Genomic DNA, 26,686 nt, shown 5'->3' with positions numbered 1-26,686 from the left:
GAGAGCGGGCAACCGGGAGATTGATATGAGCGAACGCGACGCGCTGATTCTGATTGGGGAAAAGCTGCACTGCACGAGGGTGTACCGCACGGACGGGAAATTTGTCGTCGAAAAGGACGGCGATCATTACGTGCGCTACCGCGCCGAAGACGGGGATCGCCTGCTGCCCATTCCCGCCGCGATCCGCGAAGGCGACCTCTGGTCCCGCGGGCGGGTGCGGCAGTGTGCCGTGGCGATCGCGCAGGGAATGCTCGGTTCGGGCGAGGCGGCCGAACTGGGCGTGGATTACCTGACCCGGCTGGCCGCCGGCCAGGAGCGTGACGGCGCCCATTTTCTCGATCTGAATGTCGACGAATATACATCCGATCCTTCCGTGCGCGCCGACGCGATGACGTGGCTGTGCGGGGTCGCGCAGGAGGCGTCCTCCCTGCCGCCGGCCATCGACTCGTCCAGCGTGGAGGTTCTGCGGGCCGGGATTGCCGCCTGCGACCCGTCGCGCGGGCGGCCGATGATCAACTCCGTCTCGCTCGAACGCATGGATGCCGCCGATCTCGCCGCGGAGAGCGGCGCTGAGGTGATCGCCTCCGCGGCGGGTCGCGATACGATGCCCGCCGACGCTTCGGACCGGATCCGGAATTTTGAAGCGCTGATGGAGGAACTCCGTCGGCGCGGCATAGCGGACGACCGCATCCACCTCGATCCGCTGGTCATGCCCGTGGCCACGGACCCGCAGCACGGAGCCGCGGTCATCGAGGCCTGCCGGGCGGCGAGGACGCAGTTCGGCGGTACGATTCATATCACCGGAGGGTTCAGCAACGTCTCGTTCGGGCTGCCGAAACGCAAACTCATCAATACGGTATTCACGCAACTCTGTGTGGATGCGGGTGCGGACGGCGGAATCGTCGATCCGGCCCATATCAATTCGGGCGCGCTCGCCGCCCTCGACAGGGAGAACCGCGCATACGCGCTGGCCCGCGATCTTCTTACGGGAAAGGACGATTTCGGCATGAACTTCATCACCGCGGCGAGGGAAGGGGAAATCTAGACGATGAATCTTGACCCGACGAAAATGAAAGACTGGGAGATCGCGCAGGCGGCGGAGGAGCGGATGATCCCGATCGACCGCCTGGCGGCGGATATCGGTCTGCGCCCCGAAGAGCTGATCCCGATGGGGCGGCAGCTTACGAAGGTGGACCACCGCCGCGTGCTCGAGCGGATGCCCGGGGCCGGTTCCGCCAGATACATCGACGTCACGGCCATCACGCCGACCCCTCTGGGCGAGGGCAAGACCACCACCACCATGGGGCTGGTGCAGGGACTCGGCGCCATCGGCAAACGCCCGGTCGGCGCGATCCGCCAGCCCAGCAGCGGCCCCACCTTCAACATCAAGGGTTCCGCCGCCGGGGGCGGCCTGGCCCAGTGCATCCCGCTCACGCCGTTCTCGCTCGGGCTGACCGGCGACATCGACGCGATGACCAACGCGCACAATCTGGCGATGACCGCGCTGACGGCACGCATGCAGCACGAACACAACTACGACGACGCACGACTGGCCCGCGCGAACCTGAAGCGGCTCGATATCGACCCCGGGCAGGTTCACTGGAAATGGGCCATCGATTTCTGCGCGCAGGCGCTGCGCAATATCACCATCGGACAGGGCGGCAAAATGGACGGGCTGGAAATGGATTCCGGCTTCCAGATCACCGTCTCCAGCGAACTGATGGCGATTCTCGCCGTGGCGCGCGACCTGAAAGACCTGCGCGAACGCATCGCAAAGATTGTGCTCGCCACCGACCGGAACGGGCGTCCGGTCACGACCGCCGATCTGGAAGTCGACGGCGCCATGACCGCGTGGATGCGCAATACGCTCGATCCGACCCTGATGCAGACCGTCGAGGGCCAGCCGGTCTTCGTGCACGCCGGGCCGTTCGCCAATATCGCCATCGGCCAGAGTTCCGTGCTCGCCGACCGGCTGGGTTCGCGGCTCGGCGATTACCTGGTCACGGAAAGCGGGTTCGGCGCCGACATCGGGTTCGAGAAGTTCTGGAATCTCAAGTGCCGCTACTCCGGACTCGCCCCCGACGCCGTCGTGCTCGTCGCCACCATCCGCGCGCTGAAGATGCACGGCGGCGGACCGAAGGTGAAACCCGGCCTGCCGCTCGACGACGTCTACAAAGAGGAGAACCTCGAACTGGTCGAACGCGGATGCCGGAACCTGGCCGCGCACATCGAGACCGTGAAACGGAGCGGCGTGCGGCCGGTCGTGTGCCTGAACGGATTCCACACCGACACCGCCGCGGAACGCGAGGTGGTGAGGAAGGTGGCCGAGGCGCACGACGCCTATTTCGCCGTCTCCGAACACTGGCTGCGCGGCGGCGAAGGGGCGCGCGAGCTGGCCGAGGCCGTCGAGGCCGCAGCGGAAGAGCCCGGCGACTTCCGCTTCCTGTACGAACTCGAGACCCCGCTGCGCGAGCGGATCGAGCTGATCGCGCGGGACATCTACGGCGCCGACGGCGTTACCTTCGAACCGCTCGCGGAGGAGAAACTGGCGCGGCTCGAAAACGACCCGGAAGCCCGGTCCATGGGAACCTGCATGGTCAAGACGCACCTGAGCCTCTCCCACGACCCCGAACTGAAGGGGCGGCCGGCGGGGTGGACGCTGCCCGTGCGCGATATCCTCACCTACCGGGGCGCGGGCTTCCTGGTGCCGGTGGCCGGAACGATCAAACTCCTGCCCGGAACCGGGTCCAATCCCGCCTACCGGCGGATCGATGTCGATCCCGACACGGGCAAAGTAGAGGGACTCTTCTGAAAAAAAGACAAAACATGCGCGCTGAAATGCGTGAGGGGGGTGGTCATGAAAGACTGGTTTGAACCCGGACGGTTCCTCAACGAGGTGCTGACGCCCAAGCAGGCGAGCGAAAATATTGAGGGCGACCTCGAAAAGTTCGCGGAAAAATACGCCATCACCATGGATCGCGACTGGGTGGCCTGCATCACCGACAACCCCCTCGGCATGCTGAGTTTCGAGGCCATGGAAACCCTCGACGCCGTTGAAGCGGACGTGAAGCCCGAGCGGGTGCTGGTGCACCTGAACACGTTCCACATCAAAGCGGACCTCGACCGCATTCTCGCCGAGATGAAGGAAAAAGGCGCGCGCTACATCCTGGCGGTCAGCGGCGACGGTTCCGAGCGCATGCACCGCCTGGAACCCGGGGAACTCGGCACGGGGGGCACGACGGTGACCTCGGTCGAACTCATGGAGTACATCCACCGCGAACATCCGGGTGATTTCGTCTGCGGCGTCGCGTTCAATCACTACGAGCCGCAGGACGCCGAGCGCGACAAACTCCGGCGCAAGCTCGAGGCCGGCGCGCAGTTCATCGTCACCCAGCCGGTGATCCGCCGCCACGAAAACGTGGACTGGCTCCGCAACGCCGGCGTTCCGGTAATCGTGGAATCCTTCATGTCCAAGCGGATCGATCTGGTCGCCGAGTGTGTCGGTTACGATCTTCCCCCGGAGGACCGGAACTACGATCCGATCGCCAACTTCGTCGCGCTGCGCGAGAACTACCCCGATTTCGGCGTCTACCTCGCCCTGCTCGGGATGAAGAAGCAGATCGTGCGCTTCGACGAGGCCCTGAGCACACAGCGCACGGTGGCGTGAGGAAAAGTACGTAGTAGCGCCGCAAGCCTGCCCCGCAGGCAAGGCGCGTGAAAATAACGGCCCTGGCCCTGCTTCGCAGGTCTGCGGGCCTACTACGAGCGTAAGAGAGAACACGGATGGGATCGCGCCTTCGGCGCTCCGAGTCCGAGTACGAGTACGAGTGCGAGTACGGATTACGTCCCCCCCCTCAACTCACCTTCATGCTCTTCATGTGAATCCCCTTCCCCCTCTCTCCCTCTCCTGATACACTCACGCTCCATGATCGCTTTTCTGGACGGCACGCTCTGCGACAAAGCCCCCACCCGCGCCGTGGTCGACGCGGGCGGGGTCGGCTACGAGGTGTTTATCCCGCTCGGCACGTACGATCGTCTTCCGCGGCTCGGCGAGCGCTGCCGCGTCCTGATACACGATCATGTGCGGGAAGACGCGCACCTGCTTTTCGGCTTCGGGACGGAAGAGGAAAAGGATCTCTTCGAGCGTCTGATCGGGGTCACCGGCCTGGGGCCGAAGCTCGCCATAAGCGTCCTGAGCGGCCTGCCGCCCCGCGAATTGAAGCGCGCGCTGGTGGAGGGTGACGCGAAACGTCTGGGCACCATCTCCGGCATCGGCAAGAAAACCGCCGAACGGATGGTGCTGGAACTGCGCGACAAGTTTACCGCCGGCGAAAAATTCGAAGCGGTGTCCGGTGAAGCCTCGGGGGGCGATACGCGCATGAGCGATGCCGCGCTCGCGCTGGTCTCGCTGGGCTACAAAGAGGACCAGGCGCGCAAAATGCTGCGCGCCGCGGAAAAGGACATTACCGAGCAGACCACCGTGGAGGAAATCGTCCGCCATGCCCTGGCGGGCTGAGACACGACCATGACCGAAGAACACGGCATCACCCCCTTCGAACAGCCGGACGCCGAACTGGATGTGCGGCTGCGGCCGCATACCTTCACCGACTTCGTAGGTCAGGGAAAGATTCGCGAACGGCTTGAACTGTTCGTGCAGGCCGCGCGCGAGCGCGGCGATGTCCTCGACCACGTATTGCTCTCAGGCCCGCCCGGACTCGGGAAGACCACGCTGGCCCACATCCTCGCCGATGCGATGGGGGTGGATCTGCGCGCCACCTCCGGCCCGGTGGTCGACAAGCCCGGCGATCTGGCCGGCCTGCTCACCAATCTCGAACGCGGCGACATCCTGTTCATCGACGAGATTCACCGTATGCAGAAGACGGTCGAGGAATACCTCTACTCGGCCATGGAGGACTTCGCGATCGACATCATGATCGACCAGGGCCCCAACTCGCGCTCGGTGCGGCTCAACCTCCCTCCGTTCACGCTCGTCGGCGCCACCACGCGCAGCGGCCTGCTCTCCGCCCCGCTGCGTTCCCGCTTCGGCCTGTCCAACCGGCTCGACTACTATCCGCGCGAGGAGCTGGCCGAGATCATCCGCCGCTCCGCGCGGCTGCTCGACGTGGAGATCGAGGAGGAAGGCGCGCTGGAGATCGCCGGCCGCGCGCGCGGAACGCCGCGCGTCGCCAACAACCTCCTGCGTCGCGTGCGCGACTATGCCCAGGTCAGGGCCGACAACCGCGTGACCCGCGAGACCGCCGACCGCGCGCTCGGGCTGCTCGACATCGACGAAAACGGCCTCGACGAAATGGACAAGAAGATTCTGACCACGGTCCTGGAGAAGTTCTCCGGCGGCCCCGTCGGTCTGGGATCGATCGCGGTCTCGGTCGGCGAGGAACAGGGCACGCTCGAAGAGGTCTACGAACCCTTCCTGATCCGCGAAGGCTACCTCAAGCGCACCCCCCAGGGCCGCGTCGCCACCGAGCACACCTGGCACCGATTCGGCCTCACCCCGCCCCCGCGGCAGGACGGGCTGCTGTAGCCCGGGCGTGACCTGTTTTCAAGAACAGATCAGGTTCACGGCGCTCTATATCTCTATAACCCTCAATAAACAAGTCTCTCCCGCCCCCAGCTCCAGGGGCAGCCCCTGCATCAGGTCAACGCCGGTATAGCTTTTGGCTTCCCGATTCTGCAGGGACACGGAGTAGCGCTCGGTTCTATCTATCGTATACCATTCCGGGAACTGATTGATGCGCGGATAATCGAGCGGCAAATGCATGAACTCCGCATGACGCGGTCGGTCAAACCTGAGGGTTCCCTTCCACGGCGCATCCGCCCTCAGCACAAACGTAACCTTGTTCCCCTCGCGAACCGCGCCCAGCTTAACATCCTCGCGCCAGGGGCGGATCGTTGCACCCTGCTGTTTCCACAGAGCCCACATAATGGCGGTTCGCGCATAATTCCCGTCGCCATGCCAGCCTTCGATGACGCCATCCGGTTTCTGCATATCCAGCATCCAATTGATGTTCGCATCGATCCACATCGGCACGCCTTCTGCATCCGGCTCACGATTGAACAGGTTAAGCGCCCCTTCCACCGAATCCGCAATCCCGTCGGCAATCAACCCCTGCCACTTATGCTTCCAGTAGTGCTCCTTCAGGCTGGACAGGGCGAAGCGGCACGCCTCACGGTATTTCCGGTCTCCATCCAAAAGATAGACGGTATAGAATCCATTGTAGTTGTAGCCCCAGTTATCGTGGATCGTCTGGTTGACAATCGATCCGTCACGCAGGTTAACCGCCTGGTACATCAGCCCGTGTTCGTTCACTCCGACCTTGAGAATATCATCCAGCATCCAGTGAATCGGCTGTTTGTATTGCGTTGCCTTCTCCTTCCGAAGGAAATGGCAGGCCGCGTAGACTTCGGTCAGCCCGGAGATCAGTTCACAGTTGTGGTCACGCAGATGCAGCAGTTCGGCATCACGGGTCGGATGCCGATCTCCCAACAGGTAGTAATCGGCGATTCGGCACGCCATATCGAGATACGTGCTGTTGTTATAGCGGAAGCAGAGGCGACTGAGCACCTGCATCATCTCTCCGTTGACCTCGATGTTGCCGGACGGGATATTTCCGTAAGGCGTCTCGTATTCAGCCTGCCGGAGGATGCTGTCGATGATGCCCTTCATGCGTTCGGACCATGGAGAATCGCCCAGCCATTCGGTAATCGGCATCAGGCCGTCTTTTACATACTCTGATCCTGCAAAGATCAGGGCGGACAGAGGGGTCTCTTTGTTGCGGTAATCCTGTTTCCGGAAATCATAATCCGCGGGCAGACCTCCTCTGAGGGTGGCCACCTTTTCTTCCGTTCTGAGGATGTCCAGCATCCTCCCTTTGTACAGTTCCTGATCGGTCAGGGCGGCGGTCAGCACCATGAAGGGATAGTTATCGGCGGCAGAGTCCTGGCCGTTCCACAGGTATTTATCGTGGCGCAGATTGCGCGGAACCAGGCCGGTCTTCGGGTCGCAGTGAGCGGCCCAGCCGTCGACGAACTTGCGGCATCGCCGCAGGGCTTCCGATGCCTGGAGTCCATGAATGAGCGCACGCCGTTCGACGGCGAGCGATTGGTCCTGCAGTTCCTGAGCCCAGCGATCGAGGCCTGATGGAGGCGGCTCGCAGAGCTGCATGAACTTTGACGCCGCATCGGGCAATGCTTCGTTCGGGGCGGTGCGGGAGGACGTCAGACGAAGCGCCGCCAGAAAGGCCGGAGCGTCGTTCCCGTTCGCCGCCCGCAACTCAACCAGCCATTCCTCTTTCCCTTTCGGCGGGTCCAGCTCCACCCGTTGCCAGCGAAACCCGTCATACCCTCCCGCTCTGACCCGCTGTTCCGTATCGCCGGCCTTGAGTATAGCGACACGCTGATCGTTTTTCGCGCCCCACAATAAATCCAGAACGGCATCCTCTTTCGGGGCCGCGGCGACCTTCACATAGAGCGGCGCATCTCCGAGGAAATGATACGTTCGTCCGTGATACTGTTTTGAGTTCTCGGGGTCGAAACGGATCCAGGCCGCGGGATCTGACAGGGCGGCAGCACCGCTCATCGCGACCATAAGCGCAGCCAGACCGGCTATTCTCACCTCTCGTCCCCTGCTCATCAGCTCCCTCCCATTTTTCACGATCATTTCGTTATTCCTGCCATCCCGCGCGGATCTTCTATTCGTGTACGACCTACGCGCCCCCTCATGTAAACAGGGCTCAGCCAACCCCGGATTCAGTTCGCCGAACCGGCGGCCTGCCGCTTTATATACGTCAACCACTCGTCCTCGGTCCTGAAATCGAGCCCGTGGCTCCAGGCAGCGCCAGCCCTATACGTAAAGGTGTCGCCATCCCGGATCGGCTGCAGGAGCAGAGCATGGCCGTCGGCCCGCTTGAACTCGGCACGGTTCGGCAGGACCGCGCCGCAGAAGATGCGGCCTTTGCCCCGGGTTTCCGGGCCGGCGTAGCTGATCCAGTTCTCGCCATGTTCAAGCCGACCCTGATCATCGCGCAGGACAATGCCGACGGCCGCGGTAATGGAGTCGGCGCCTTCCACTCTGAAGGTACTCTGTGCGGTGAAGAGGTTGCGTCCTGCCTGCATGGAGAGGCGCTTGATTTCGGTCACGGTGGCCCGGCCGATGGTTTTGGGCGCATAGTGCAGTTCGAATGCAATTTCATCGCCGCTGCCCTGCAGCACCTTGTACGAGGCAAAGTGATCGCCGGGAACGAGGGTGTCTTCGACCCAGTAGCCCAGTCCGCCGCAGCCCAGCGTTTTACCGACCTTGTAGAAGTCGAGTCCTTCGCCGAGATCCCGGTGATAGTCGCCGTGTTTATACCACTTGTTGATGATGGGGTAGCGGACCCTCTTCGCCCAGACATCGATGCCGCTCCCGCAGCGTTCCCCGGGGCTGTTCCACAGCGCCGGACCGTACATGCGGAAGGCGATGCGATCGTTCTCCCATGCAAAATCATCCATGCGCTCGGGCACGAAGCGGGCAAAACAGGGCGAGGCCGACGGGTCCTCGAGCAGGCGAAAGACCTGTGAGCCCGCGGCGAGGAAGGCGCCGACGCCGTACACTTCGGTTTGCTGGGCGGTGAGGCCACCCGTCGGTGCGGCGCCGATGGGCTGCACAAAACCCAGCCTGCCGCCGGGCTGGACGGCCTTGACCAGCGCCTTCCAGCCTTTTTCGACCGTGGGCAGGTACGTCTCCCGGTCGAGATACCCGTGGTTGATGCCCCATGCCAGGCCATAGACAAAGAAGCCGGTGCCGCTGGTTTCGGGGTCGGTATATTCATCCGGATCGCCGAGGTTGGTGCGCCAGTAGCCGTCGGGTTGCTGGATGCGCTTGAGTGACGCGGCCATGTCCGTGAAAATACGCTCGTACTTGGGGCGTGTGGGCCAGTCTTCGGGCAGGTCGCTGAGGACGTTTACCAGCCCCCCGAATACCCAGCCATTCCCACGGCTCCAGAAAACCTTTCTGCCGTTTTCCGATTGGTGTGCGGGATACAGGTAATTCCGATCGCGAAAGTAGAGCGAGGCCTCCTCGTCGTACAGCATATCGGTCGTCCACGCGTATTCCTGATCCATGAACCTGAGGTACTTCTCATCCCCCGTAATGGCGTGCAGCTTGACCCATACCGCAGGTGACATGAAGAGTGCATCGGACCACCACCAGCGATGGCGGTCGAGTTCGGGCGGATGGGCGATGATTTCATCGAATTGCGAACGGGTCGGTTCAAGCATGGCGGGATCCCGGTGTATCCTGTAGAGCTCCAGATACATCTGGGCGACCGTGTGGTCATCGGCGTGATACGTCCGGGGCAGAAGACTCCAGCTGTGCTCCTCGCCGATATCCCGCAGTGCCGCGAAGTAGTGGTACGTATCGGCAATGCGCGCCCATTCGAGCATGCCCACATAGAGAGCGCCGTTCATCCAGCGCAGGGGATGATGTCTCCCGTTCTCCGGCTGCAGCTGCCAGTCGGCCACTTTCTTCAGCACGGCCTTCACGGCGGCGGGTTCCATAATATCCCGTTCGTCCGCCGCATCCGCGGCATGGCTGGCTGCGCTGAGTACGCCGATCGCACCGGCACAGACGATGATTATCCGTTTCCTCATCTCATTGCTCCTCTGTTGTTGTGGCTTTCGTCTGCATAAATGCGGCTTTCTCCACCTCGGCCTGTTTAAGCTGGTGGGTTTTCACCGGGAGCCATAGCGATACGATCGGCAGGTAGGTGATTACCATCAGGGCGACGATCATGGCCGCAAAGAAGGGAAGGATGGTACGGGTCACCCTGGCGATCGTGGTTTGTCCGACTCCGCAGCCGATAAAGAGGCAGGTGCCGACCGGGGGGGTACAGAGGCCGATGCAGAGGTTGGCGATCAGGACGATCCCGAAGTGGACCGGGTGCATGCCGAGCGCGGTGACGACCGGCAGGAATATCGGGGTGAAGATCAGGATGGCCGGCGTCATATCCATAAACGTGCCGACAAAGAGCAGCAGAAGGTTGATAGTCAGCAAAATCACCACGGGGTTGTCGGAGAGCCCCAGCAGGGCGGCGCTGACGGTTTGCGGGATATTGGCCATGGTCATGATCCAGCTCATCCCCGAGCTGGCGCCGATAAGGAGCATCACCACGGCGGTGGTTACGCCGGTCCTGCTCAGCAGAGCGGGCAGCTCTTTCAGGGGGATCTCGCGGTAGAGGCCTACGGAGAGGAGCAGGGCGTAGACCACGGCAATGGCAGCGGCCTCGGTGGCGGTGAAGATGCCGCCGAGAATGCCGCCGATCACGATCACGATCAGAAAAAGGCTCAGGAAGGCTCGCTTGAAGCTCACCAGAATCTCCCGCAACGAGGCTCGCGGCTCGCGGCGGTACTTCTTTTGGAAGGCGAAGCCGCCGCATACCAGCATGATGAAGAGTCCCGTCAGAATGCCGGGCAGCACGCCGGCCATGAACATCGCAGCAATGGAGACGGACCCGGCGGCGACCGAATAGACGATCATGACATTGCTGGGGGGGATAAGCAGCCCGGTGGTTGCGGCAGTGGTGGTGACCGAGACGTTGAACTCGCGGCTGTAGCCCTTGCGGTTCATCTCCGGGATCATGAATCCGCCGACCGAGGAGACCGCCGCGGCGGCCGACCCCGAGATCGAGCCGAAAAGCATACAGGTGAGCGTGTTGACATACGCCAGGCCGCCGGGCAGAAACCCGACCAGCGCCCCGGCGAAATCGATCAATCGTCGCGCCATTCCGCCGCGGCCCATCAGATGGCCGGAGAGAATGAAAAAGGGGATGGCCAGCAGCGCAAAGCTGTTGATCCCGTTGGCCATCCTGCCGGCCAGCACAAGGGTGGGATCCATGCCCGCGGCGACAATCGCAAAGAACGAGGCCAGCGCGATCGAAACCGCGATCGGCACGTGCATGACGAGCAGGAGCAGAAAAACGGTGACGAGCACAAGTGCGACCATGCCCATCAGGCCACCTCCTCCGGGGCGTTCGCGTCATGCGGTCGGGCGGCAAGGGTTTCCGCCAGGTTTTCGAGGGTGTAGAGCACCATGAACACGCCGGCGATGGGCAGGGCCAGGTAGACGTAGCCCATCTTCCAGCCGAGGGCGGGGGTCATCTGTTCCATGTTCAGGGCATCGATGACAAAACGACTCCCGCCGTACAGAAAAATGGCGCCGGCGAAAAAGAGGGTTATCAGATGCGCCGCCACGCCCATCACTTTGTGCATATCGGGATGGAGTTTATGGATGAAGAAGTCGACCCCCAGGTGCGCCTTTGTGCCGAAAGCGACCGCGCTCCCCAGCAGGGCGACCCATACGAGAAGGAAACGCGCCAGTTCTTCGGTCCACTTGGCCTGTTCGCCCATGATGTAGCGCGTGAAGACCCCCCAGACTACATCCAGCACCAGCAAACCGACGGCGACAATGAGCACGGCGTTAAGTGCGGCCGTCATGGTTCTTTTCAGAGTTATAAGCGTCGTCCGCATTAATGCACCTCCGGAATCCGGTCGAGCAGTTCGCGCACTTCCGGATTTTCAACCTGTCGGAGCATGGGCTGGACCCTGGCGGCAAAGACGGCCGTATCTACCGTATAGATGTTCACCCCCTCCTCCCGGGCCTTTTTCAGGGCGGCAACGGTCTCCTTCTTCCATAGCGCGCGCTGAAATTCGGAGGACGCATCGGCGGCCTGCTGCACCCATTCCCGCTGCTGAGGGGTAAGTTTGTCCCGGGCCCGGGTGCTCATCATGAGAATGTCCGGGATGCGGGTGTGTCCATTTAGCGAGAAGTGTTTGCAGACCTCGTAGTGCCTGTTCGAAATGAAGCTGGGCGGATTATTCTCGGCGCCGTCGACCGTGCCCTGCGCCAGCGCGGAATAAAGCTCGCCCCAGGCAATGGGGGTGGGCGCCCCGCCCAGGGCTTTGACCATATCGATCGCGGTTTCGCTGTTCATGACACGGATCTTGAGCCCTTCCAGATCCTCGGGCGTACGAATCGGACTCCCCCGGCTGTAGAAGTTGCGGCTGCCGGCGTCGTAATAGCAGAGTCCGTAGAGGAATCGGGTCTCGCCTTTCCTGAGCAGGGCTCTGCCGATGTCGCCGTTTAACACCTTCCAGTAGTGATCCGCGTCGCGGAAGATATAGGGCAGGCCGAAGACCGCCATCGCCGGAATGAAGTTTTCCATGGCCGCGGCGGAGGTTTTGGTCATGGCGAGCGATCCGTTCTGCAGCATCTCAATGCATTGCGTTTCGGAGCCGAGCACGGAGCCGGGATAAATATCGACGGTCATGCGGCCGTCGGAGATCTCTTCCAGATGAGTCTTCATGTATTCCATCGCTTGATGCACCGGGTGTTCGGTGCTGAGGCAGTGAGCCAGTTTCAGGACCGTCTGCGTCCGGCCCTGCGCTCCACCGCCCGAGAGTTTCCCGCGCAACACGAAGGAGAACATCACCGACGCGAGCAGGGCGCCGAGGAGGAAGCCTCCGGTAAACAGGGATGCCGATTTATTCATAGCGCCTTCCTTGTTCATCGTGATCGGATGCGTTTGCGATAGGCTGACGGGCCTTCCCCCATTACGCTTGAGAAGAAACGACTGAGAAGCGGTGCGCTGGCGAAGCCGCACTCCTCGGCAAGCTGCTCAAGCGTCCAATGTGACTGACGGAGCAGTTTCGCAATATGCTCTCCGCGGAGCCGGCGGTGGTACCTGCCCATCGTCTGGTTCGTATACTTCTTAAAACGCCGTTCCAGTCCGCGCCGGTACAGGCCGCCGGCCTCGGCAATGTCGGCTACCCGGAGCGGTCGGTGTGCATGGTCCTGCATGAATTTGAGCGCCTTGACGACCGCCGGATCGTCTATGGCGAAGATGTCCGAAGACTGGCGCACCACCATCTCGTTCACCCGCCCGACGATCTGTGTAACGCCGGGGGCTTCCCCCCGCATCATGCGGTCCAGCACTGCCGCCGCTTCGTAGCCCGCTTCGTGCTGGTGGAGAGAGACGCTTGAAAGGGGCGGGTTGCTCAGACCGCACACCACGGGATCGTTGTCGACACCGACCACGGCGCAGTCGTCAGGCACATGAACTCCCGCCAGATCGCAGAGCTGGACCAGCCAGCGGCCCGCATCGTCGTTGGCCGCCATCAACCCGACCGGTTTCGGCAGCGTTCGGAGCCAGTTGCAGACGCGCTCGATGGTCTCCTCGTCTTCCATCTCCTCCAGCGTCACGCAGTCGGCCATACAGGTGTCGAGCGTGAAACCGGAACGTTCTACCTCGCGCCGGAACGCCTTCCGGCGATTGGCCGCCCACATCGTGCTGCGCTGCCCGAAAAACGCGAAATTCGAGAACCCGCGCTGAATGAAATGGCGCGCCACCCGTTCGCAGATGGCCGCGTCATCGGCGCACTCAAAGACCTGCCCCTTCCGGAACGGGCCCAGGTGTGCGAAGATGATGACCGGGACTCCGTGCTGCTCAAAGGTTTCCGCATCCGCGATGTTCCGGGCGAGGATGCCATCGAAGTCTCCGACATCGGAAAGGGCCTTGAGCCCCAGGAACCCTACCGGATGCCAGTGAATCTCCCAGTGTCCGAAATGGCGGGAGTAGTCCGAAATTCCGGCCAGCAGAGCCCGTCCCGATTCTCGCGCGGATTCGATGACAATCAGTATGCGGGGCTTCCTTCCCATGGCTTTCGTCTTCCCTCGCCGGAGCTAGACCGGGTCGTTTTCGCCCTTCACGTAACCGAAGTTGGCAAGGATGCCGCCGTCGACGTAGAGCACGTGGCCGTTGACAAAATTGCTGGCCCCGGAGGCCAGGAAGAGGGCGGCATTCCCCACATCTTCAGGCTCGCCCCAGCGTCCCGCCGGAGTGCGCGTCATGACGAGGTCGTTGAACGGGTGGCCGCCTTCGCGAATGGGCGCGGTCTGCGCCGTAGCGATGTAGCCCGGACCGAGGCCGTTGACCTGGATGTTGTGCCGGGCCCATTCACAGCACATATTGGCGGTCAGCAGCTTGAGCCCGCCCTTGGCGGATGCGTAGGCGGATACCGAATTGCGGCCATATACACTCATCATTGAGCACATGTTGATGATCTTGCCGCCGCCCTTTTCGATCATGCCCGGTACTGCTCGCCTGCTCACTATAAAGGGCGCCACCAGGTCGACATCGATCACCTGTCTGTATTCCGCAACCGGCATATCGAGAATCGGAATGCGCTTAATGATGCCCGCGTTATTGACCAGAATATCGACGGGGCCGACTTCCTTTTCGATGCGCGACAGCCCGGCATCCACATCCGCCTCATCGGTTACATCGAAGACGAGCGTATAGGCATCGATGCCGTTGACGGCATATTGTTTCCCGGCTGAATCCAGTTTCGCTTCGTCGAGATCATTGACGCAGATCTTCGCGCCCGCCTTTCCCAGCGCCGTCCCGATCGCCATGCCGATGCCATGCGTTCCGCCCGTTACCAGTGCAACCCTGCCATTAAGATCAAATAATTGCTCTATCACACGCTCATCTCTCTTGTTTCTGAATGCTCCCCTTCGTCGTTTGCCGGTCGACCATGGGTCGACGGGAACGGGGACGCGGCCTGCCTATCTCAATTCCTCGATCGCGATGGAGTCCATATCATCGAATCGCTGGTTTTCGCCGCCCATGGCCCAGCAGAAGGCATAAGCCCGGGTTCCGCAGCCGGAGTGGATCGACCACATGGGTGAGAGGACCGCCTGTTCGTTCGAAACCGCCATGTGGCGTGTTTCGTCGCCGGGGCCCATGAAATGAAATACCGTGGATTCTTCGTCCAGCCCGAAGTACATGTAGATCTCCGTGCGGCGCTCGTGCGTGTGGCAGGGCATCGTATTCCAGACGCTGCCCGGCTCGAGGACGGTAAAGCCCATCGTGAGCTGGCAGCTCCGGATGCCGTTCTCGTGGATGTACTGGTTGATCGTGCGTCTGTTCGAGTCCTCCGCCGTTCCCAGCTCAATCTTGTTCGCATCGGCATTCCGGGCCAGGGCGGTCGGATACGCCGTGTGGGCCGGGTAGCTCACCAGGTGGAACCGCGCCGGCTGACCGGCATCTTCGCTGGCGAACCATACCTCTTTTGAGCCGCGGCCTATGTAAAGAACGTCGAGGTGCTCCACGACATAATCCGTGCCGTCCACACTCACGATTCCATGGCCGCCGATGTTGAGTACACCCGCCTCGCGCCGTTCGCAGAAGAAATCTGCGGCCAATTCCCGGTCCGCTTCCAGCGCAAGCGGGGTGTCCGTGGGGACCGCGGCGCCGATGATGGCGCGTTCCACTTCGCAGTAGAGGAGGTTCAGTGCGCCATCCTCAAACAGATCGACCAGGAACGCCTCACGCAGTTCCGCCGAGGTCATCCGCCTGTACTCACCTTTACCTACCGTATAGCGTACCTTCATCAGGGCTCCTTCTTCTGATCGAATTTATTCATAACTCATCTCACTATAACCACATCATCCGAGAGCACTCCATACGACTTATGGTATTAAATATTATCATATTGCGACATGCCAGCCCGCCGGGATCAAACGGAAGAAGAAGGTGCAATGAAGCGTGGAAGAGCCGGGGCCGCGTCACCACCGAACACACCGGGCGACGGTTCGGACTCAAGCCCCCCCGCGCGTCAGGACGGGCTGCTGTAGCCCGTCCGTGACCTGTTTTTAAGGAACTGCTGGAATCTCAGCGGCTGGAATGGTCCGCAGGATATCAGCGGTGGTCCCGGAAAACGGAGCCAGTGAGGGGCGGATAGACAGCATCGGGTTCTCCCGGTAAAAAGGAGACCGAAAGGAGAACCGATGAAGAAGCCGAGACGAAATCACAGCGCGCAGTTCAAGGCGCGTATCGCGATGGAGGCGTTGCGCGGCATCAAGACCGTGGCGGAGATCGCGGCGGAAAACAACGTGCATCCGACCATGGTGACTCGATGGAAGACGGAGCTCACAGAGGGCGCAGCCGATCTCTTTGAGCGCAAGAACGCGCCGGACCTAGAAAAGCGCGGGCTGGAAAAGAACTGCGAGCGGCTGGAGCGAAAAGTAGGTCAGCTGGTGATTGAGAAGGAGTGGATGGAAAAAAATGCGTCGAGTTGGGGATCGATCCGTGAGGAAGGCTCTGGTGGATCCTTCTGATGCTCAACTCTCGCTGCGGCGCCAATGTGCTCTGCTGGGCGTCAACCGGAACCGGTTGACGCCGCCGGAGCCCAGGGCGACGATCACGGACTTACGGATTATGAGGATGCTCGACGAACTTCATCTGCGTTTCCCGACGTTCGGGACGCGGGGGCTGCGCCGATTACTCAAGCGCGAACAGGGGCTGAACGTGGGGCGAAAGCGGCTTCGCCGGCTGATGAGGCTCGCGCATATCTCGGCTCTCCGCCCGCGGCCGCGGACCAGCGCACCGGGCAAGGGGCATCGCATCTATCCGTATTTGCTGCGTGGAGTGGATGTTACGCGGCCGAATCAGGTCTGGTGCGCCGATATCACCTATATCCCGATGCCGCGAGGGTATTGCTACCTGGTGGCCGTCATGGACTGGTACAGCCGGAAAGTGCTCGGGTGGGAACTGAGCACCACGATGGATACCGCGTTCTGCCTGCGGGCCTTTCGATCGGCGGTGGCCACGGCCGGGCGGGCGCCGGAGATCATGAATACCGATCAAGGCTCGCAGTTCACGTCGACGGATTGGATCAGGGAGATGAAACAGCACGAGGGCTTAAAAATCAGCATGGATGGGACGGGCCGCTGGGTGGACAATGTGTTCATCGAGCGGCTGTGGTGGAGTCTGAAATATGAAGACGTTTACCTGAAAAGCTATGAAACGCCCCGGGAAACCGGGCGCGGCGCGGGGGCGTGGCTGGAGCGCTACAATGCCGAACGTCCGCACTCATCGATCGGGGATCGAACGCCCGATGAGGCGTACTTCGGGATGGAGACGGAGTCAAAATGCAGAGCGGCATGAAGAGGCGAGTTGCCCACAGCCATGCGACCGTCTCCGACGAGTTCAATGACCCATTCTCGACGGTCGCAGACTATGGACAACTCGCCGGAGTTGTGGCAGAACACTCGCAGGAAGCGGGAGCCCTGATGCTGACTTAAAGTTCGAAAACACTGGCTCCGCTATCGGGACCACCGCTTATTGTTTCATTGCTGTGCTCGTAGTCCATCCCGAAGCTTTTCCGCGATCCGAGCCCGCAGGCTCTTCGGGGCGAGCACTTTCACGTCGGGCATCCAGGACAGGACCCAGCGTACCAGTTCCTTGCGTCCTGTCGTCTCCAGCCGCATCTCGACACGGCCGTCCCGGCGCGTTCGGAACTCCTGGGTGGGGTGCCACTGCCGTTCGGTGATGTACACGGCCAGTTTCGGCTCGAACAGCAGCCGGACCCTGATCGGCTCCTCGCCGCCCACGATGCCGAACGCCTGCCGGGCGTATGCCTCGGGGCTGAACTCGGCCGCCCGTGCGCAGCGACAATTACACTTCCCCAGTGACGACAATTAGACTTCCCCACTAACCGGGGGTGCTGGAGGCTCTCTTTTTGGAAAGAAAGGAGGGCCGATGGTCACCCCGGACCGGAAAGTGAGGAAGCTGATGGAAGAATACGAAAGGACAGGGAACGTGTCCAAGGCTGCGTTGCGGGCCGATCTGGACCGTAAGACGGCGCAGAAGTACCTGAGGTGCGGGAAACTGCCCTCAGAGATGCCGGTTGAGCGCAGGTGGCGTACCCGGGAGGACCCGTTCGCGGAGGACTGGGAAGAGTGCCGACTGATGTTCGAGGGCTGCCCGGAGCTGGAGGCCAAGACGGTGTTCGAGTGGCTGTGCCGGGAGCGGGCGGGTAAGTATCAGGAGGGTCAACTGCGGACGTTTCAGCGGCGGGTACGTGAATGGCGAGCGCTTTCGGGGCCCGAGCAGGAGGTGTACTTCGCGCAGGAGCACCGGCCGGGCGTGCGGATGTCCACAGACTTCACGCACATGGACCGGCTGGGGATCACGATCGCCGGGGAACCGTTCGACCACCAGTTGTGTCACAACGTGCTGACCTACTCGAACTGGGAATGGGCCAGCATCTGCCATAGCGAAAGCCTGGTGGCGCTGCGTACGGGGATTCAGAACGCGCTGACGCGGCTGGGCCGTGTGCCGGCGGAGCACTGGATGGATCATTCGAGCGCAGCGACCCACCGGCCGGCGGAGGCCAGCGGAGAACCGCGGGCGTACAACCGCGCCTACCTGGAGCTGATGGATCACTTCGAGATGGTTCCCCGTCTGATCCAAGTGGACAGTCCCCATGAGAACGGGGATGTGGAGTCGCTGAACGGCGCCCTGAAGCGTCGGATCGAGCAATAGTGAAACGGGGTCTGACCCCCGTAAGCGGTTCAAATAGAATGAGTAATCGTGTGTTGAAATCGCTTGTTTGGTCTTAGGGGATCAATTACGGCCCTAAAAACGAAGTTCTATAGTGAAACGGGGTCTGACCCCCGTAAGCGGTTCAAATAGAATGAGTAATCGTGTGTTGAAATCGCTTGTTTGGTCTTAGGGGATCAATTACGGCCCTAAAAACGAAGTTCTAAGCGCGGGCGCGTTGACGACAAGGGGGGGCAGGTGGCAAGGTTACGCCATGGTCCGCCCCCACCGCTTCTACCTTCCCGGTCACACCTGGCACCTGACGCACCGGTGTCACAAGCGCGAATTTCTGTTTCGTTTCGCGAGAGACCGACGGCGTTGGATGCACTGGTTGTTTGAGGCGAAAAAACGATATGGGCTTCAGGTGCTCAATTACGTGGTGACGTCAAATCACATCCATCTTCTGGTACACGGTTCCGGCAACCGGATGGCCATTCCCCGCGCGATGCAGCTTATGGCGGGCCGTGTGGCGCAGGAATATAACGCGCGTAAGCATCGCCAGGGAGCATTCTGGGAAGACCGCTATCACGCGACGGCCGTGGAAAATGGCACCCACTTGAGGCGCTGTATGACCTATATCGACCTGAATATGGTTCGGGCCGGAGTGGTCAGGCATCCCTCGGAATGGTCCTTTGGCGGGTACCATGAGCTTGAGCGCAGACCGAAGAGATACGGGCGAATTGACCGAAGCCTGCTGGTGCAACTGGCGGGGTTATCTAATCAAGAGGAACTGAGCGCCTGGCGAAGGGAGCGTGTGGATGCGGCAATCCGCGAACGAGGTTCGTTGCTGAGCCGTGAGTATTATTGGAGCGAAAAACTGGCGCTCGGAAGCCCTGCGTACATTGCGCGGGTAAAACGGGAGTTCGGGATCGATGTGGACGCCTGTCGTATAGAAGAGGCCGAGGAATGTGCGACGCTTCGTGAGGCGCGAGGAGCTTACGACATCTTTTCCGACGATGGAATTGAGGCCCTAAGCGCAGGAAACCGATTGAGGTGGGATGTAAGTCCTTCACAATGAAGATGTAGCGGGGGTCAGACCCGCAGAAGATTGAGGCCCTAAGCGCAGGAAACCGATTGAGGTGGGATGTAAGTCCTTCACAATGAAGATGTAGCGGGGGTCAGACCCGCAGAAGATTTTCCGACGATGGAATTGAGGCCCTAAGCGCAGGAAACCGATTGAGGTGGGATGTAAGTCCTTCACAATGAAGATGTAGCGGGGGTCAGACCCGCAGAAGATTGCTAAGCGCAGGAAACCGATTGAGGTGGGATGTAAGTCCTTCACAATGAAGATGTAGCGGGGGTCAGACCCGCAGAAGAACGACCGAGCTTTACGAGACTCCGAATATCGAGCGCCTCGCCGATCGCGGGATGGTCTTCACCGACGCCTACGCGGCCAGCCCGTTGTGCTCGCCGACGCGGGCCAGCATTCTCACCGGGCAGACCCCGGCAAGGCATGGCATCACCGCGCCGACCGCGCACACCAAGCAGGAGGTGCCCGCGCTGCGTCCCGCAGTTCAGGCGAGCGCCCCGCCGGGCAAAAAGGCTCTTGGCATCCAATCGGCGGGCCCGCTCGACACCCGCCTGCCCACCCTTGGCAAGCTGCTGCGCGACAGCGGCTGGGCGACCGGCCATTTCGGCAAGTGGCATCTGGGGCACCCCCCGTTCGCGCCGATGGACCACGGCTTCGAGATCGATATCCCGCGGCACCCCGGCCCCGGTCCGGGCGGCAGCTTTCTCGCCCCGTGGCGATACGCGCATTACGACAGCGGCAGCCCCGGCGAGCACATCGAAGACCGGATGGCCTCCGAGGCGGCGGCTTGGCTTCGCGAACAGAGCGCGGCCGAGCGGCCGTTCTACCTGCAGTTCTGGCAGTTCTCGGTGCATGCCCCGTTCGACGCCAAGCCTGAGCTGAAGGAAAAGTATGCCGGGCGCGTCGATCCGGACGAAGATATCGACAGCGGCCAGGATTCGCCCACCTACGCGGCGATGGTCGAGACCCTCGACGATGCCGTCGGAACCCTTCTGGATACCCTCGACGAAACGGGCGAGGCGGAGCATACGATCATCGTGTTTTTCTCCGATAACGGCGGCAACGAATACAACATGATCTTCGAGCGGGATGAGAACGGCGAAGGCTTCCTCGCCCGCCCGACCGACAACCGGCCGCTGCGCGGGGGCAAGGCCACCATCTTCGAAGGCGGCATCCGGGTGCCGGCCATCGTGGTCTGGCCCGGGGTGGTCGAGCCGGGCAGTCGGACCGACGCGCGAATCCAAAGCACCGACCTCTATCCGAGCTTCCTCAACGCCCTCGGGGTGGATTTGCCGGAGGGCCATCCCGTAGACGGCATCGACATCCGGCCCGCGCTGGAAGGCGGCGAGCTGGAGCGGCCCGGCGGCATGATCACCTATTTCCCCCACGATCCGGGGGTGCCCGAGTGGATGCCGCCCTCGGTGGCGGTGCATCACGGCGATTGGAAATTGATCCGCGTCTTCCACGACGGGGAGGCCGGCGCCCACCGCTACCTGCTCTACAACCTCGCCGAAGACATCGGGGAGACCGAAAACCTGGCCGCAGAGCATCCCGAAAAAGTGGCGGAACTGGATGCCCTGATCACCGCCCACCTGCGCGAAACCGGAGCGGTCGTGCCCCCGCCCAATCCGCGCTTCAATCCGGCCGCCTACCGTCCGGAAGAATTCGGGGTCCAAAAGCAGGACGTGCCGAGGCTGGCCTCCTTCACCATGACCGCCGCCGATCGCGCCGAGGCCGAGACCCTCTTCGCGGCGGCCTATGCCGGGCAACCGACGAATGCAAACCCCGCTGTGGCCCCGGTCGAGATCGAGGGCTGGCGCACGCCGCGACCGGTCAAACTGTCGCTGGACGATGGCGGTGCGCTCGCGCTCGAATCGCTGGGCGGGGATCCCTGGGTGATGACCCGCTTCGAACCGATCTCAGGCGAGGGACTCACCCTTCGGTTCTCGATCCGCTCGGAAAACCTCGGTGGCGTTCTCGTCTTCTCCGCCGGGCCGCAGGAAGTGTTCCGGGCGGGCAGCTTCGAGGCCGTCCGTTTGGATGCTGCCGGGAAGTGGGAGACCTTCGAGGTGCCGCTGGACGCCGGTCCGATCGGATCGCTGCGGATCGATCCTCCGGGTGCGATGGGCGCAAGCGCCCTCCGCAACATCGAGCTGATCGACGGCGACGGGAACGTCCTCCGTTCCTGGTTCTCGGACCGGAACATTTGATCCAATCGTTGCCCTGCTTTAAGCTTGGAATGGCAGAGAGCCCAAACACCGAAGGAACGATGGCAGTGCTGCGATAGCGCCCGGAGCTATTGGAAAAACTGGATCGAATGCGACGGATGGAATCGGAGGAATCGGAGACCGATCGAGGCGCGAAAAGTAGGGCGCAGGTGCGGGCGCGGTCGAGCCGCAGGGGAGCGGGGAGTGTCCCAAAAATTTTTTCATTTTTCTGGTTGACTTCGAATGGTTCTGGTCCATGATTACGGTAGTTTCAATCGTCAATCTAATCTACAACCCTGGACAAAATCATGAAAAAGACATCCAAGCTCTCTCTCTCTCTCGCTCTGGCGTCGCTCCTCGCCTCCTCCGCATCGGGCAATCTGGTCTTTGAGGACACCTTCGACGCCACGGCTGTAAACTCAGCCGGATTCAATAACGATATAGCCGCGCGCCAGGCCAATACGACCCTCACGAACGCTCCCTACGCCTATACCGCGGCGGGCGGCGCGGCAATCTCGCTCGACGGTTCGAATGTTGTGATCGACGGAGCAGGTTCGTTTACACCCGACACTTCGGAAACGCTTGCCGGTGATCTCGGGGCGGAGCTTGTCGGCGAAATCTACACCATTTCGTTTGAACTCAGCAATACCTCTGGTCCAAGCGGGGACTGGATCGGATTTGGGTTCGGGGACGTGGCTGTTGGTGCCGCCAACGCAAATGTCGGCGCCGGCTTGCTCATCCGAAGAAATGGGGCGAAATCGTTTTATTTTGCGGACGGTTCGGGCACCAATTTCAGTTCGACGGTGAGCGGAGTGAACACATGGGAAATTACGGTCGACGAAACCGGAGCGAATCCCACCGTGCAGTTCTTCCAGAACGGCAGCGCTCTGAACGCTACTCCAACCACGATTTTGTCGAACCTCACGGGCACCGACCGCACTTTCCAGTTCAATTCGCTTAGCAATACCACTGGCACCTTCGACAATCTCCGAATCGAAGTCATCCCGGAGCCGGCGACGGTGGGGCTTTTTGTGGGTGCGGCTGCGCTCCTTTGCGTCTTTCGCCGTCGCGCGCGGGCGTAAGTAACGCGCCCGGAGTCGGCCCGCTTGGGCGAAGCCCAGCTCGGGGCGCGATGGGCGAACGCGAAGCGTTCGTCCATCGAATGACGATATAGCGCACAAACGAATCGTAAGTCCGAACACACCCTGCAAATGAGTCCGAAAAAACCCTCGAAAATCTGGCAATCGCACCGGTTTGTGACATGCACGAAACTGCTCGCGTGTGTCGTCGCAGGACTACTGCCGATCGGCGAGTCTCTCTGCGTCGCGCAGGAGCCAAAAACCCATGTGCAGGACGTCTTCTTTAGTCCGACTGTCCTGTCCCATCATGTTCACGGCGAGCCGGCCATCTGGTTCGATGACGGCACTTATTATATGATGTACGATTACATCGGCTGGAATCCCAAAGCACATGCAAATGTCAAGAAGCAGGGACTAGGCTTGGCGACATCCAAAGACGGCGTTTACTGGCGCGACCACGGCATCGACTTCCCGAACGACGAGGATGTCTACTGGACAGGTTGCGCTGCTGTGACCCGGTATCAGCCTGACGGCCCCTGGGTGATGCAATATTCTTTTACCGATGTACCAAAATACCCCGGCTTCCGCATGCGCTTTGCCGTGTCCGAGGATTCGCGCACTTGGGAAAAGCTGGGGCCCGAGTCGACCTTCCTTCCGGATCCGCGCTGGTACACCAACCGCCGCTTTGACACGATCAACCCTTGCCCGGCTCCCGACGGCGGATACTGGTACGGCGCATGGATTGCCGTTCCCAAAGACGTGTGGGGGTTTGGCTTCGGCAAAACCCGGGACGGAATTCAATGGGAGGTGCTGCCCCCGGTAGAGGTGGTGGAGGTGCCCCGGATTAAGAAGGACACCATTCCGGGTGAGATGGGGGGCTTTTTCAAGATGGGAGATCGCTACTTCATCGAGTATTGCGACAACACCCACGCGTCGCCGCTCGGCGTTCGCGTTCACATCGTTAGCTCCAAGAAACCGGAGGGGCCTTACCGGCCCACCCCTCGCAATCACACCTGGGGGACCTATTCATATTTTTATCCACGCGTTTACGACTTGCCCGGCGGCACCTTCTTTGCCGAGATGTTTCATGTTGGTCGGGATAATGGCAGATCGTATCATATGCCACCATTGAAGCGGATCGAGTCCGATGGCGAAAGCATCTGGCTAAAATACTGGGAAGGGAACGACCGGCTGAAGAGCCAACCCATCCGGCTTTCCGCCGTAGAGCCATTCGATGACGGAAAAGCGTCCTGGCTGTATGGTGTTCCAGAGACGCTTCCCTATGGAAATGCCGTCGTGGTCGAGGGCAAACTCCGTTTGGACGGTGCCCGCGGGGAAAGGAATCTGGCTCTGGATGCGACGGCAACGGCCAGTGCAACCGAGGAAGCCGAATGGAATCAAGCGGACAGCTTCAGTCCGGACAAGGCGATCGATGGCAATCCGGCCACAGGCTGGGTCGGGCATGCGCCGGTGGGCGGAGCGGTGTCGTTTCAGTTGGATTTGGGGGAAAGTCAGTCAATCGGCTCCATTGCGCTTCACGCCTCCGTGCCTCCTGATTTTGTGGAGACCTCGGTCGACGGTAAGGAATGGACTGTCGTCCCGGATCCGCCGCAAGTGTTTGACGCTCGCAACTACTCCATAGGGGCCTACTGGGAAAATCTCGGGCGCGATGCGCGGTTTGTTCGATTTACGAAGAAGAACGCGGAGGACGAAAGTTGGCCTGGACTTCCTGGCGGGAATCCTACATGGCGTGGGTACTTCGGCATTAGCGATGTCGGTGTCTATGCGCGGCCGAGCAAATCGATTTCCGATAGGCCGTCGCTTGTCTTACGGCGCGAGGGCGAACGGGACTTCGCCATCGTCGTCGATCGCGATGGTACGGTTCGCTTCGGCGGTGTCGACAAGGACGGAACTCATTTTCGCCGGGAACATGTCCGGGATATAGAAGTCGATCTCGGGCAACAAGCCGATTTCCGGCTGATCCTGCGCGAGGACATGGGCGAATTCTATCTTAACGACTATCAGATCGGATTGCTCAATCTGGCGGGCACGAATCCATTGATCGGTCGCATCGGCTTCACCGGCATCGATGGTGCGTGCCGGGCCTCCGACTTGAAGGCCTGGCATTCGGATCCGGATGCGTCGTTCCTCGCCTCCTCCGCATCGGGCCAGCTGGTCTTTGAGGACACCTTCAACGCCACGGCCGGCGCAGCGGTTGGCTTCAACAACGACATCAGCACCCGGCAAGCCGCCAGCAGTCTGGCCAACGCCCCCTACAGCTATGATGCGACCGGTTCCCTCGCCCTCAACGGTTCGAATGTAAATATCGTCGCAGCAGGTTCGTTTACACCCGACACTTCGGATACGCTTGCCGTTGATCTCGGAGCGGAGCTTGTCGGCGAAATCTACACCATTTCGTTTGAACTCAGCAATACCTCTGGTTCAAGCGGGGACTGGATCGGATTTGGGTTCGGGAACGAGGCTGTTGGTGCCAACATCGCAGATGCCGGCTTGCTCATCCGAAGAAATGGGTCGAATTCGTTTTATTTTGCGGACGGTTCGGGCATCCAATTCAGTTCGACGGTGAGCGGAGTGAACACCTGGGAAATTACGGTCGACGAAACCGGAGCGAGTCCCACCGTGCAGTTCTTCCAGAACGGCAGCGCTCTGAACGCTACTCCAATCACGATTACGAACCTCACGGGCACCGACCGCACTTTCCAGTTCAATTCGTCTAACAGCAATACCACTGGCACCTTCGACAATCTCCGAATCGAAGTCATTCCGTAACCGCTCCACGACGCCGTCGCCTTGAGGGAAGGCGACCTCGCAGGACGGGGTCTACTGGAAAGATCACGGGTTCATCTTCGAGAAAGACGAAGACGTTGCGGATATCCAGGCCATGGGTGTGCACCGTTTCCAGGAGGACGGGCCCTGGGTGATGAATGATTCGTTCCGGAAGAAGCCGGATTACCCCAGTTTCGGATGCGGTTTGCGGTGTCGGAGGACGGACGCAACTGGAAGAAGTTAGGCCCCGAGTCGACCTCCCTGCCTGATCCGCGTTGGTATAAGACCAAAGGTCGCTGGGATGCGATCGGCGCCTGCCCCATGGGTGACGGTACACATTTCATCGATAACTCTATTTTCAGAAGTGCCCTTTATTAAAGTTTTATGCCTGATATATCAGGTGTAATGCTGGCCGAATCGTGGAAATCTGATGACCGTGGCAGTAAGTGCGTAAAAACGCCTTTTATGTCATGCAATTTTGTTGATTTTCGGTTCATTTTGTGAGAAAGTTCTATGAAATCGAGAATTTGGCCTGATATAACATGCGTAGTGAACAACTAGGCAATTTAATTGTCTTTCACCGAAAGAAGGCTGGTTTGACACAAGTCGGACTGGCCGAACTGGCTGGTGTCAGTCGATCTGTCGTCCAGGATCTGGAAGCTGGAAAGGGGAGAACGGTGTGGGAGCACGTTGAATCCATACTGGTTGTTTTGAATCTTGAGTTGCAGCCAGTCGGGCCATTGGTCGAGGAGTGGAAACGGTCTTGGGAGGTATCTCAATGACGGACGGCGACAAAAAAGTTCTTCGAAGAGCGGAGGTCTTCCAGTCAGGACGGCTTGCCGGAAATTTATTGGAGCAGGAGCAAGGTGGTCTTTGGGTTTTCGAGTATATAGATGGCTATGGAGGTGCGCCTATTTCACTGACACTTCCCGTTCGTGGGGAGCCTTATACATTCAAGGAGTTTCCTGCCGTTTTTGATGGATTGCTGCCTGAAGGGGCGCAATTGGAAGCGCTCTTGAAGACACGCAAGATTGATCGAAATGACTATTTTAAGCAGTTGGTGACTGTCGGAGGCGATTTAGTCGGTTCGCTTTCAGTGTGTATCCCAAAGGATGCTATTGCTGAGGAAAAGGAAGGCTAGGC

Annotated in this window: 23 protein-coding genes; 14 read left to right on the top strand and 9 right to left on the bottom strand. The window is 60.8% G+C overall.

Features of this window, described 5'->3' with window-relative positions; all coding sequences use genetic code 11:
• Positions 1-25: 25 nt before the first annotated feature.
• The 5 genes from L21SP4_RS11905 to ruvB all read left to right on the top strand — a co-directional run bounded on the left by L21SP4_RS11905 (position 26) and on the right by ruvB (position 5,542).
• Complete coding sequence (locus L21SP4_RS11905; RefSeq protein ID WP_052882859.1) at positions 26-1,045, top strand: dihydropteroate synthase; 1,020 nt, start codon at positions 26-28, stop codon at positions 1,043-1,045.
• A gap of 3 nt (positions 1,046-1,048) precedes the next feature.
• The gene (locus tag L21SP4_RS11900; protein WP_052882858.1) at positions 1,049-2,812 is read left to right on the top strand and encodes a formate--tetrahydrofolate ligase; all 1,764 of its coding nucleotides are present in this window, start codon (positions 1,049-1,051) and stop codon (positions 2,810-2,812) included.
• A gap of 45 nt (positions 2,813-2,857) precedes the next feature.
• Entirely contained in the window at positions 2,858-3,667 is an 810-nt protein-coding gene (locus L21SP4_RS11895; protein ID WP_052882857.1) for a methylenetetrahydrofolate reductase, read from the top strand.
• Between the two features lie 258 nt (positions 3,668-3,925).
• Positions 3,926-4,516 (top strand): Holliday junction branch migration protein RuvA, encoded by a 591-nt coding sequence (gene ruvA / locus L21SP4_RS12850; RefSeq protein ID WP_052882856.1) that lies wholly within the window; start codon positions 3,926-3,928, stop codon positions 4,514-4,516.
• A gap of 9 nt (positions 4,517-4,525) precedes the next feature.
• Entirely contained in the window at positions 4,526-5,542 is a 1,017-nt protein-coding gene (gene ruvB / locus L21SP4_RS12845; protein WP_052882855.1) for a Holliday junction branch migration DNA helicase RuvB, read from the top strand.
• Positions 5,543-5,587: 45 nt separating this feature from the next.
• Here ruvB and L21SP4_RS11880 read toward each other — a convergent pair whose 3' ends face one another.
• From L21SP4_RS11880 to kduI, 8 genes are all read right to left on the bottom strand, one after another.
• The gene (locus tag L21SP4_RS11880; RefSeq protein WP_144413864.1) at positions 5,588-7,651 is read right to left on the bottom strand and encodes a hypothetical protein; all 2,064 of its coding nucleotides are present in this window, start codon (positions 7,649-7,651) and stop codon (positions 5,588-5,590) included.
• Positions 7,652-7,767: 116 nt separating this feature from the next.
• The gene (locus tag L21SP4_RS11875; RefSeq protein WP_052882853.1) at positions 7,768-9,648 is read right to left on the bottom strand and encodes a glycoside hydrolase family 88 protein; all 1,881 of its coding nucleotides are present in this window, start codon (positions 9,646-9,648) and stop codon (positions 7,768-7,770) included.
• Between the two features lies 1 nt (position 9,649).
• A complete protein-coding gene (locus L21SP4_RS11870) occupies positions 9,650-11,005 on the bottom strand; it encodes a TRAP transporter large permease (protein ID WP_052882852.1) in 1,356 nt (451 codons plus the stop codon).
• A complete protein-coding gene (locus L21SP4_RS11865) occupies positions 11,005-11,490 on the bottom strand; it encodes a TRAP transporter small permease (RefSeq protein WP_201774640.1) in 486 nt (161 codons plus the stop codon). The genes L21SP4_RS11870 and L21SP4_RS11865 overlap by 1 nt, the downstream gene beginning before the upstream one ends.
• A 32-nt stretch (positions 11,491-11,522) precedes the next feature.
• Positions 11,523-12,545: a TRAP transporter substrate-binding protein gene (locus tag L21SP4_RS11860; protein WP_082116750.1), complete on the bottom strand. Its 1,023-nt coding sequence runs from the start codon at positions 12,543-12,545 to the stop codon at positions 11,523-11,525.
• Between the two features lie 14 nt (positions 12,546-12,559).
• Entirely contained in the window at positions 12,560-13,711 is a 1,152-nt protein-coding gene (locus tag L21SP4_RS11855; RefSeq protein WP_052882850.1) for an AraC family transcriptional regulator, read from the bottom strand.
• 24 nt (positions 13,712-13,735) lie between these two features.
• Entirely contained in the window at positions 13,736-14,536 is an 801-nt protein-coding gene (locus L21SP4_RS11850; protein WP_052882849.1) for a gluconate 5-dehydrogenase, read from the bottom strand.
• Positions 14,537-14,620: 84 nt separating this feature from the next.
• Positions 14,621-15,448 carry a 5-dehydro-4-deoxy-D-glucuronate isomerase gene (gene kduI / locus L21SP4_RS11845; protein ID WP_052882848.1) on the bottom strand — a complete coding sequence of 276 codons (828 nt, stop codon included), beginning with the start codon at positions 15,446-15,448 and terminating at the stop codon, positions 14,621-14,623.
• Between the two features lie 396 nt (positions 15,449-15,844).
• On the opposite strand from kduI, the gene L21SP4_RS13585 reads away from it, so the two are divergent.
• Both L21SP4_RS13585 and L21SP4_RS11835 read left to right on the top strand, forming a co-directional pair.
• Entirely contained in the window at positions 15,845-16,174 is a 330-nt protein-coding gene (locus L21SP4_RS13585) for a transposase (RefSeq protein WP_052882847.1), read from the top strand.
• Positions 16,122-17,003, top strand: a complete 882-nt coding sequence (locus L21SP4_RS11835; protein ID WP_082116749.1) for an IS3 family transposase — start codon at positions 16,122-16,124, stop codon at positions 17,001-17,003. Before L21SP4_RS13585 ends, L21SP4_RS11835 begins: the two co-directional genes overlap by 53 nt.
• A gap of 182 nt (positions 17,004-17,185) precedes the next feature.
• Here the strand turns inward: L21SP4_RS11835 and L21SP4_RS11830 are convergent, their stop codons facing one another.
• Positions 17,186-17,536, bottom strand: a complete 351-nt coding sequence (locus tag L21SP4_RS11830) for a helix-turn-helix transcriptional regulator (RefSeq protein ID WP_052882845.1) — start codon at positions 17,534-17,536, stop codon at positions 17,186-17,188.
• 94 nt (positions 17,537-17,630) lie between these two features.
• Between L21SP4_RS11830 and istA the strand changes: the two genes are divergently transcribed.
• The 7 genes from istA to L21SP4_RS11800 all read left to right on the top strand — a co-directional run bounded on the left by istA (position 17,631) and on the right by L21SP4_RS11800 (position 26,684).
• Positions 17,631-18,383: an IS21 family transposase gene (gene istA, locus L21SP4_RS11825; protein WP_160300828.1), complete on the top strand. Its 753-nt coding sequence runs from the start codon at positions 17,631-17,633 to the stop codon at positions 18,381-18,383.
• 271 nt (positions 18,384-18,654) lie between these two features.
• On the top strand, positions 18,655-19,458 hold the full coding sequence (locus tag L21SP4_RS11820; RefSeq protein ID WP_052882551.1) for a transposase: 804 nt from the start codon (positions 18,655-18,657) through the stop codon (positions 19,456-19,458).
• 326 nt (positions 19,459-19,784) lie between these two features.
• Positions 19,785-21,680, top strand: coding sequence for a sulfatase (locus tag L21SP4_RS11815; RefSeq protein WP_256381207.1), 1,896 nt, complete (start codon positions 19,785-19,787; stop codon positions 21,678-21,680).
• A 305-nt stretch (positions 21,681-21,985) separates the two neighbouring features.
• Positions 21,986-22,759, top strand: a complete 774-nt coding sequence (locus L21SP4_RS11810; protein WP_052882842.1) for a PEP-CTERM sorting domain-containing protein — start codon at positions 21,986-21,988, stop codon at positions 22,757-22,759.
• 264 nt (positions 22,760-23,023) lie between these two features.
• Positions 23,024-25,546: a discoidin domain-containing protein gene (locus L21SP4_RS11805; protein ID WP_052882841.1), complete on the top strand. Its 2,523-nt coding sequence runs from the start codon at positions 23,024-23,026 to the stop codon at positions 25,544-25,546.
• A gap of 539 nt (positions 25,547-26,085) precedes the next feature.
• Positions 26,086-26,325 carry a helix-turn-helix domain-containing protein gene (locus L21SP4_RS13580; protein WP_074041493.1) on the top strand — a complete coding sequence of 80 codons (240 nt, stop codon included), beginning with the start codon at positions 26,086-26,088 and terminating at the stop codon, positions 26,323-26,325.
• Positions 26,322-26,684, top strand: coding sequence for a HipA N-terminal domain-containing protein (locus tag L21SP4_RS11800; RefSeq protein WP_052882840.1), 363 nt, complete (start codon positions 26,322-26,324; stop codon positions 26,682-26,684). Before L21SP4_RS13580 ends, L21SP4_RS11800 begins: the two co-directional genes overlap by 4 nt.
• Positions 26,685-26,686 lie beyond the last annotated feature (2 nt).

Source organism: Kiritimatiella glycovorans, from assembly GCF_001017655.1.
GTDB classification, from domain to species: Bacteria; Verrucomicrobiota; Kiritimatiellia; order Kiritimatiellales; family Kiritimatiellaceae; genus Kiritimatiella; species Kiritimatiella glycovorans.
The sequence above is the reverse complement of the archived record's forward strand: the minus strand, read 5'-3'. Positions and strand labels throughout refer to the sequence as shown.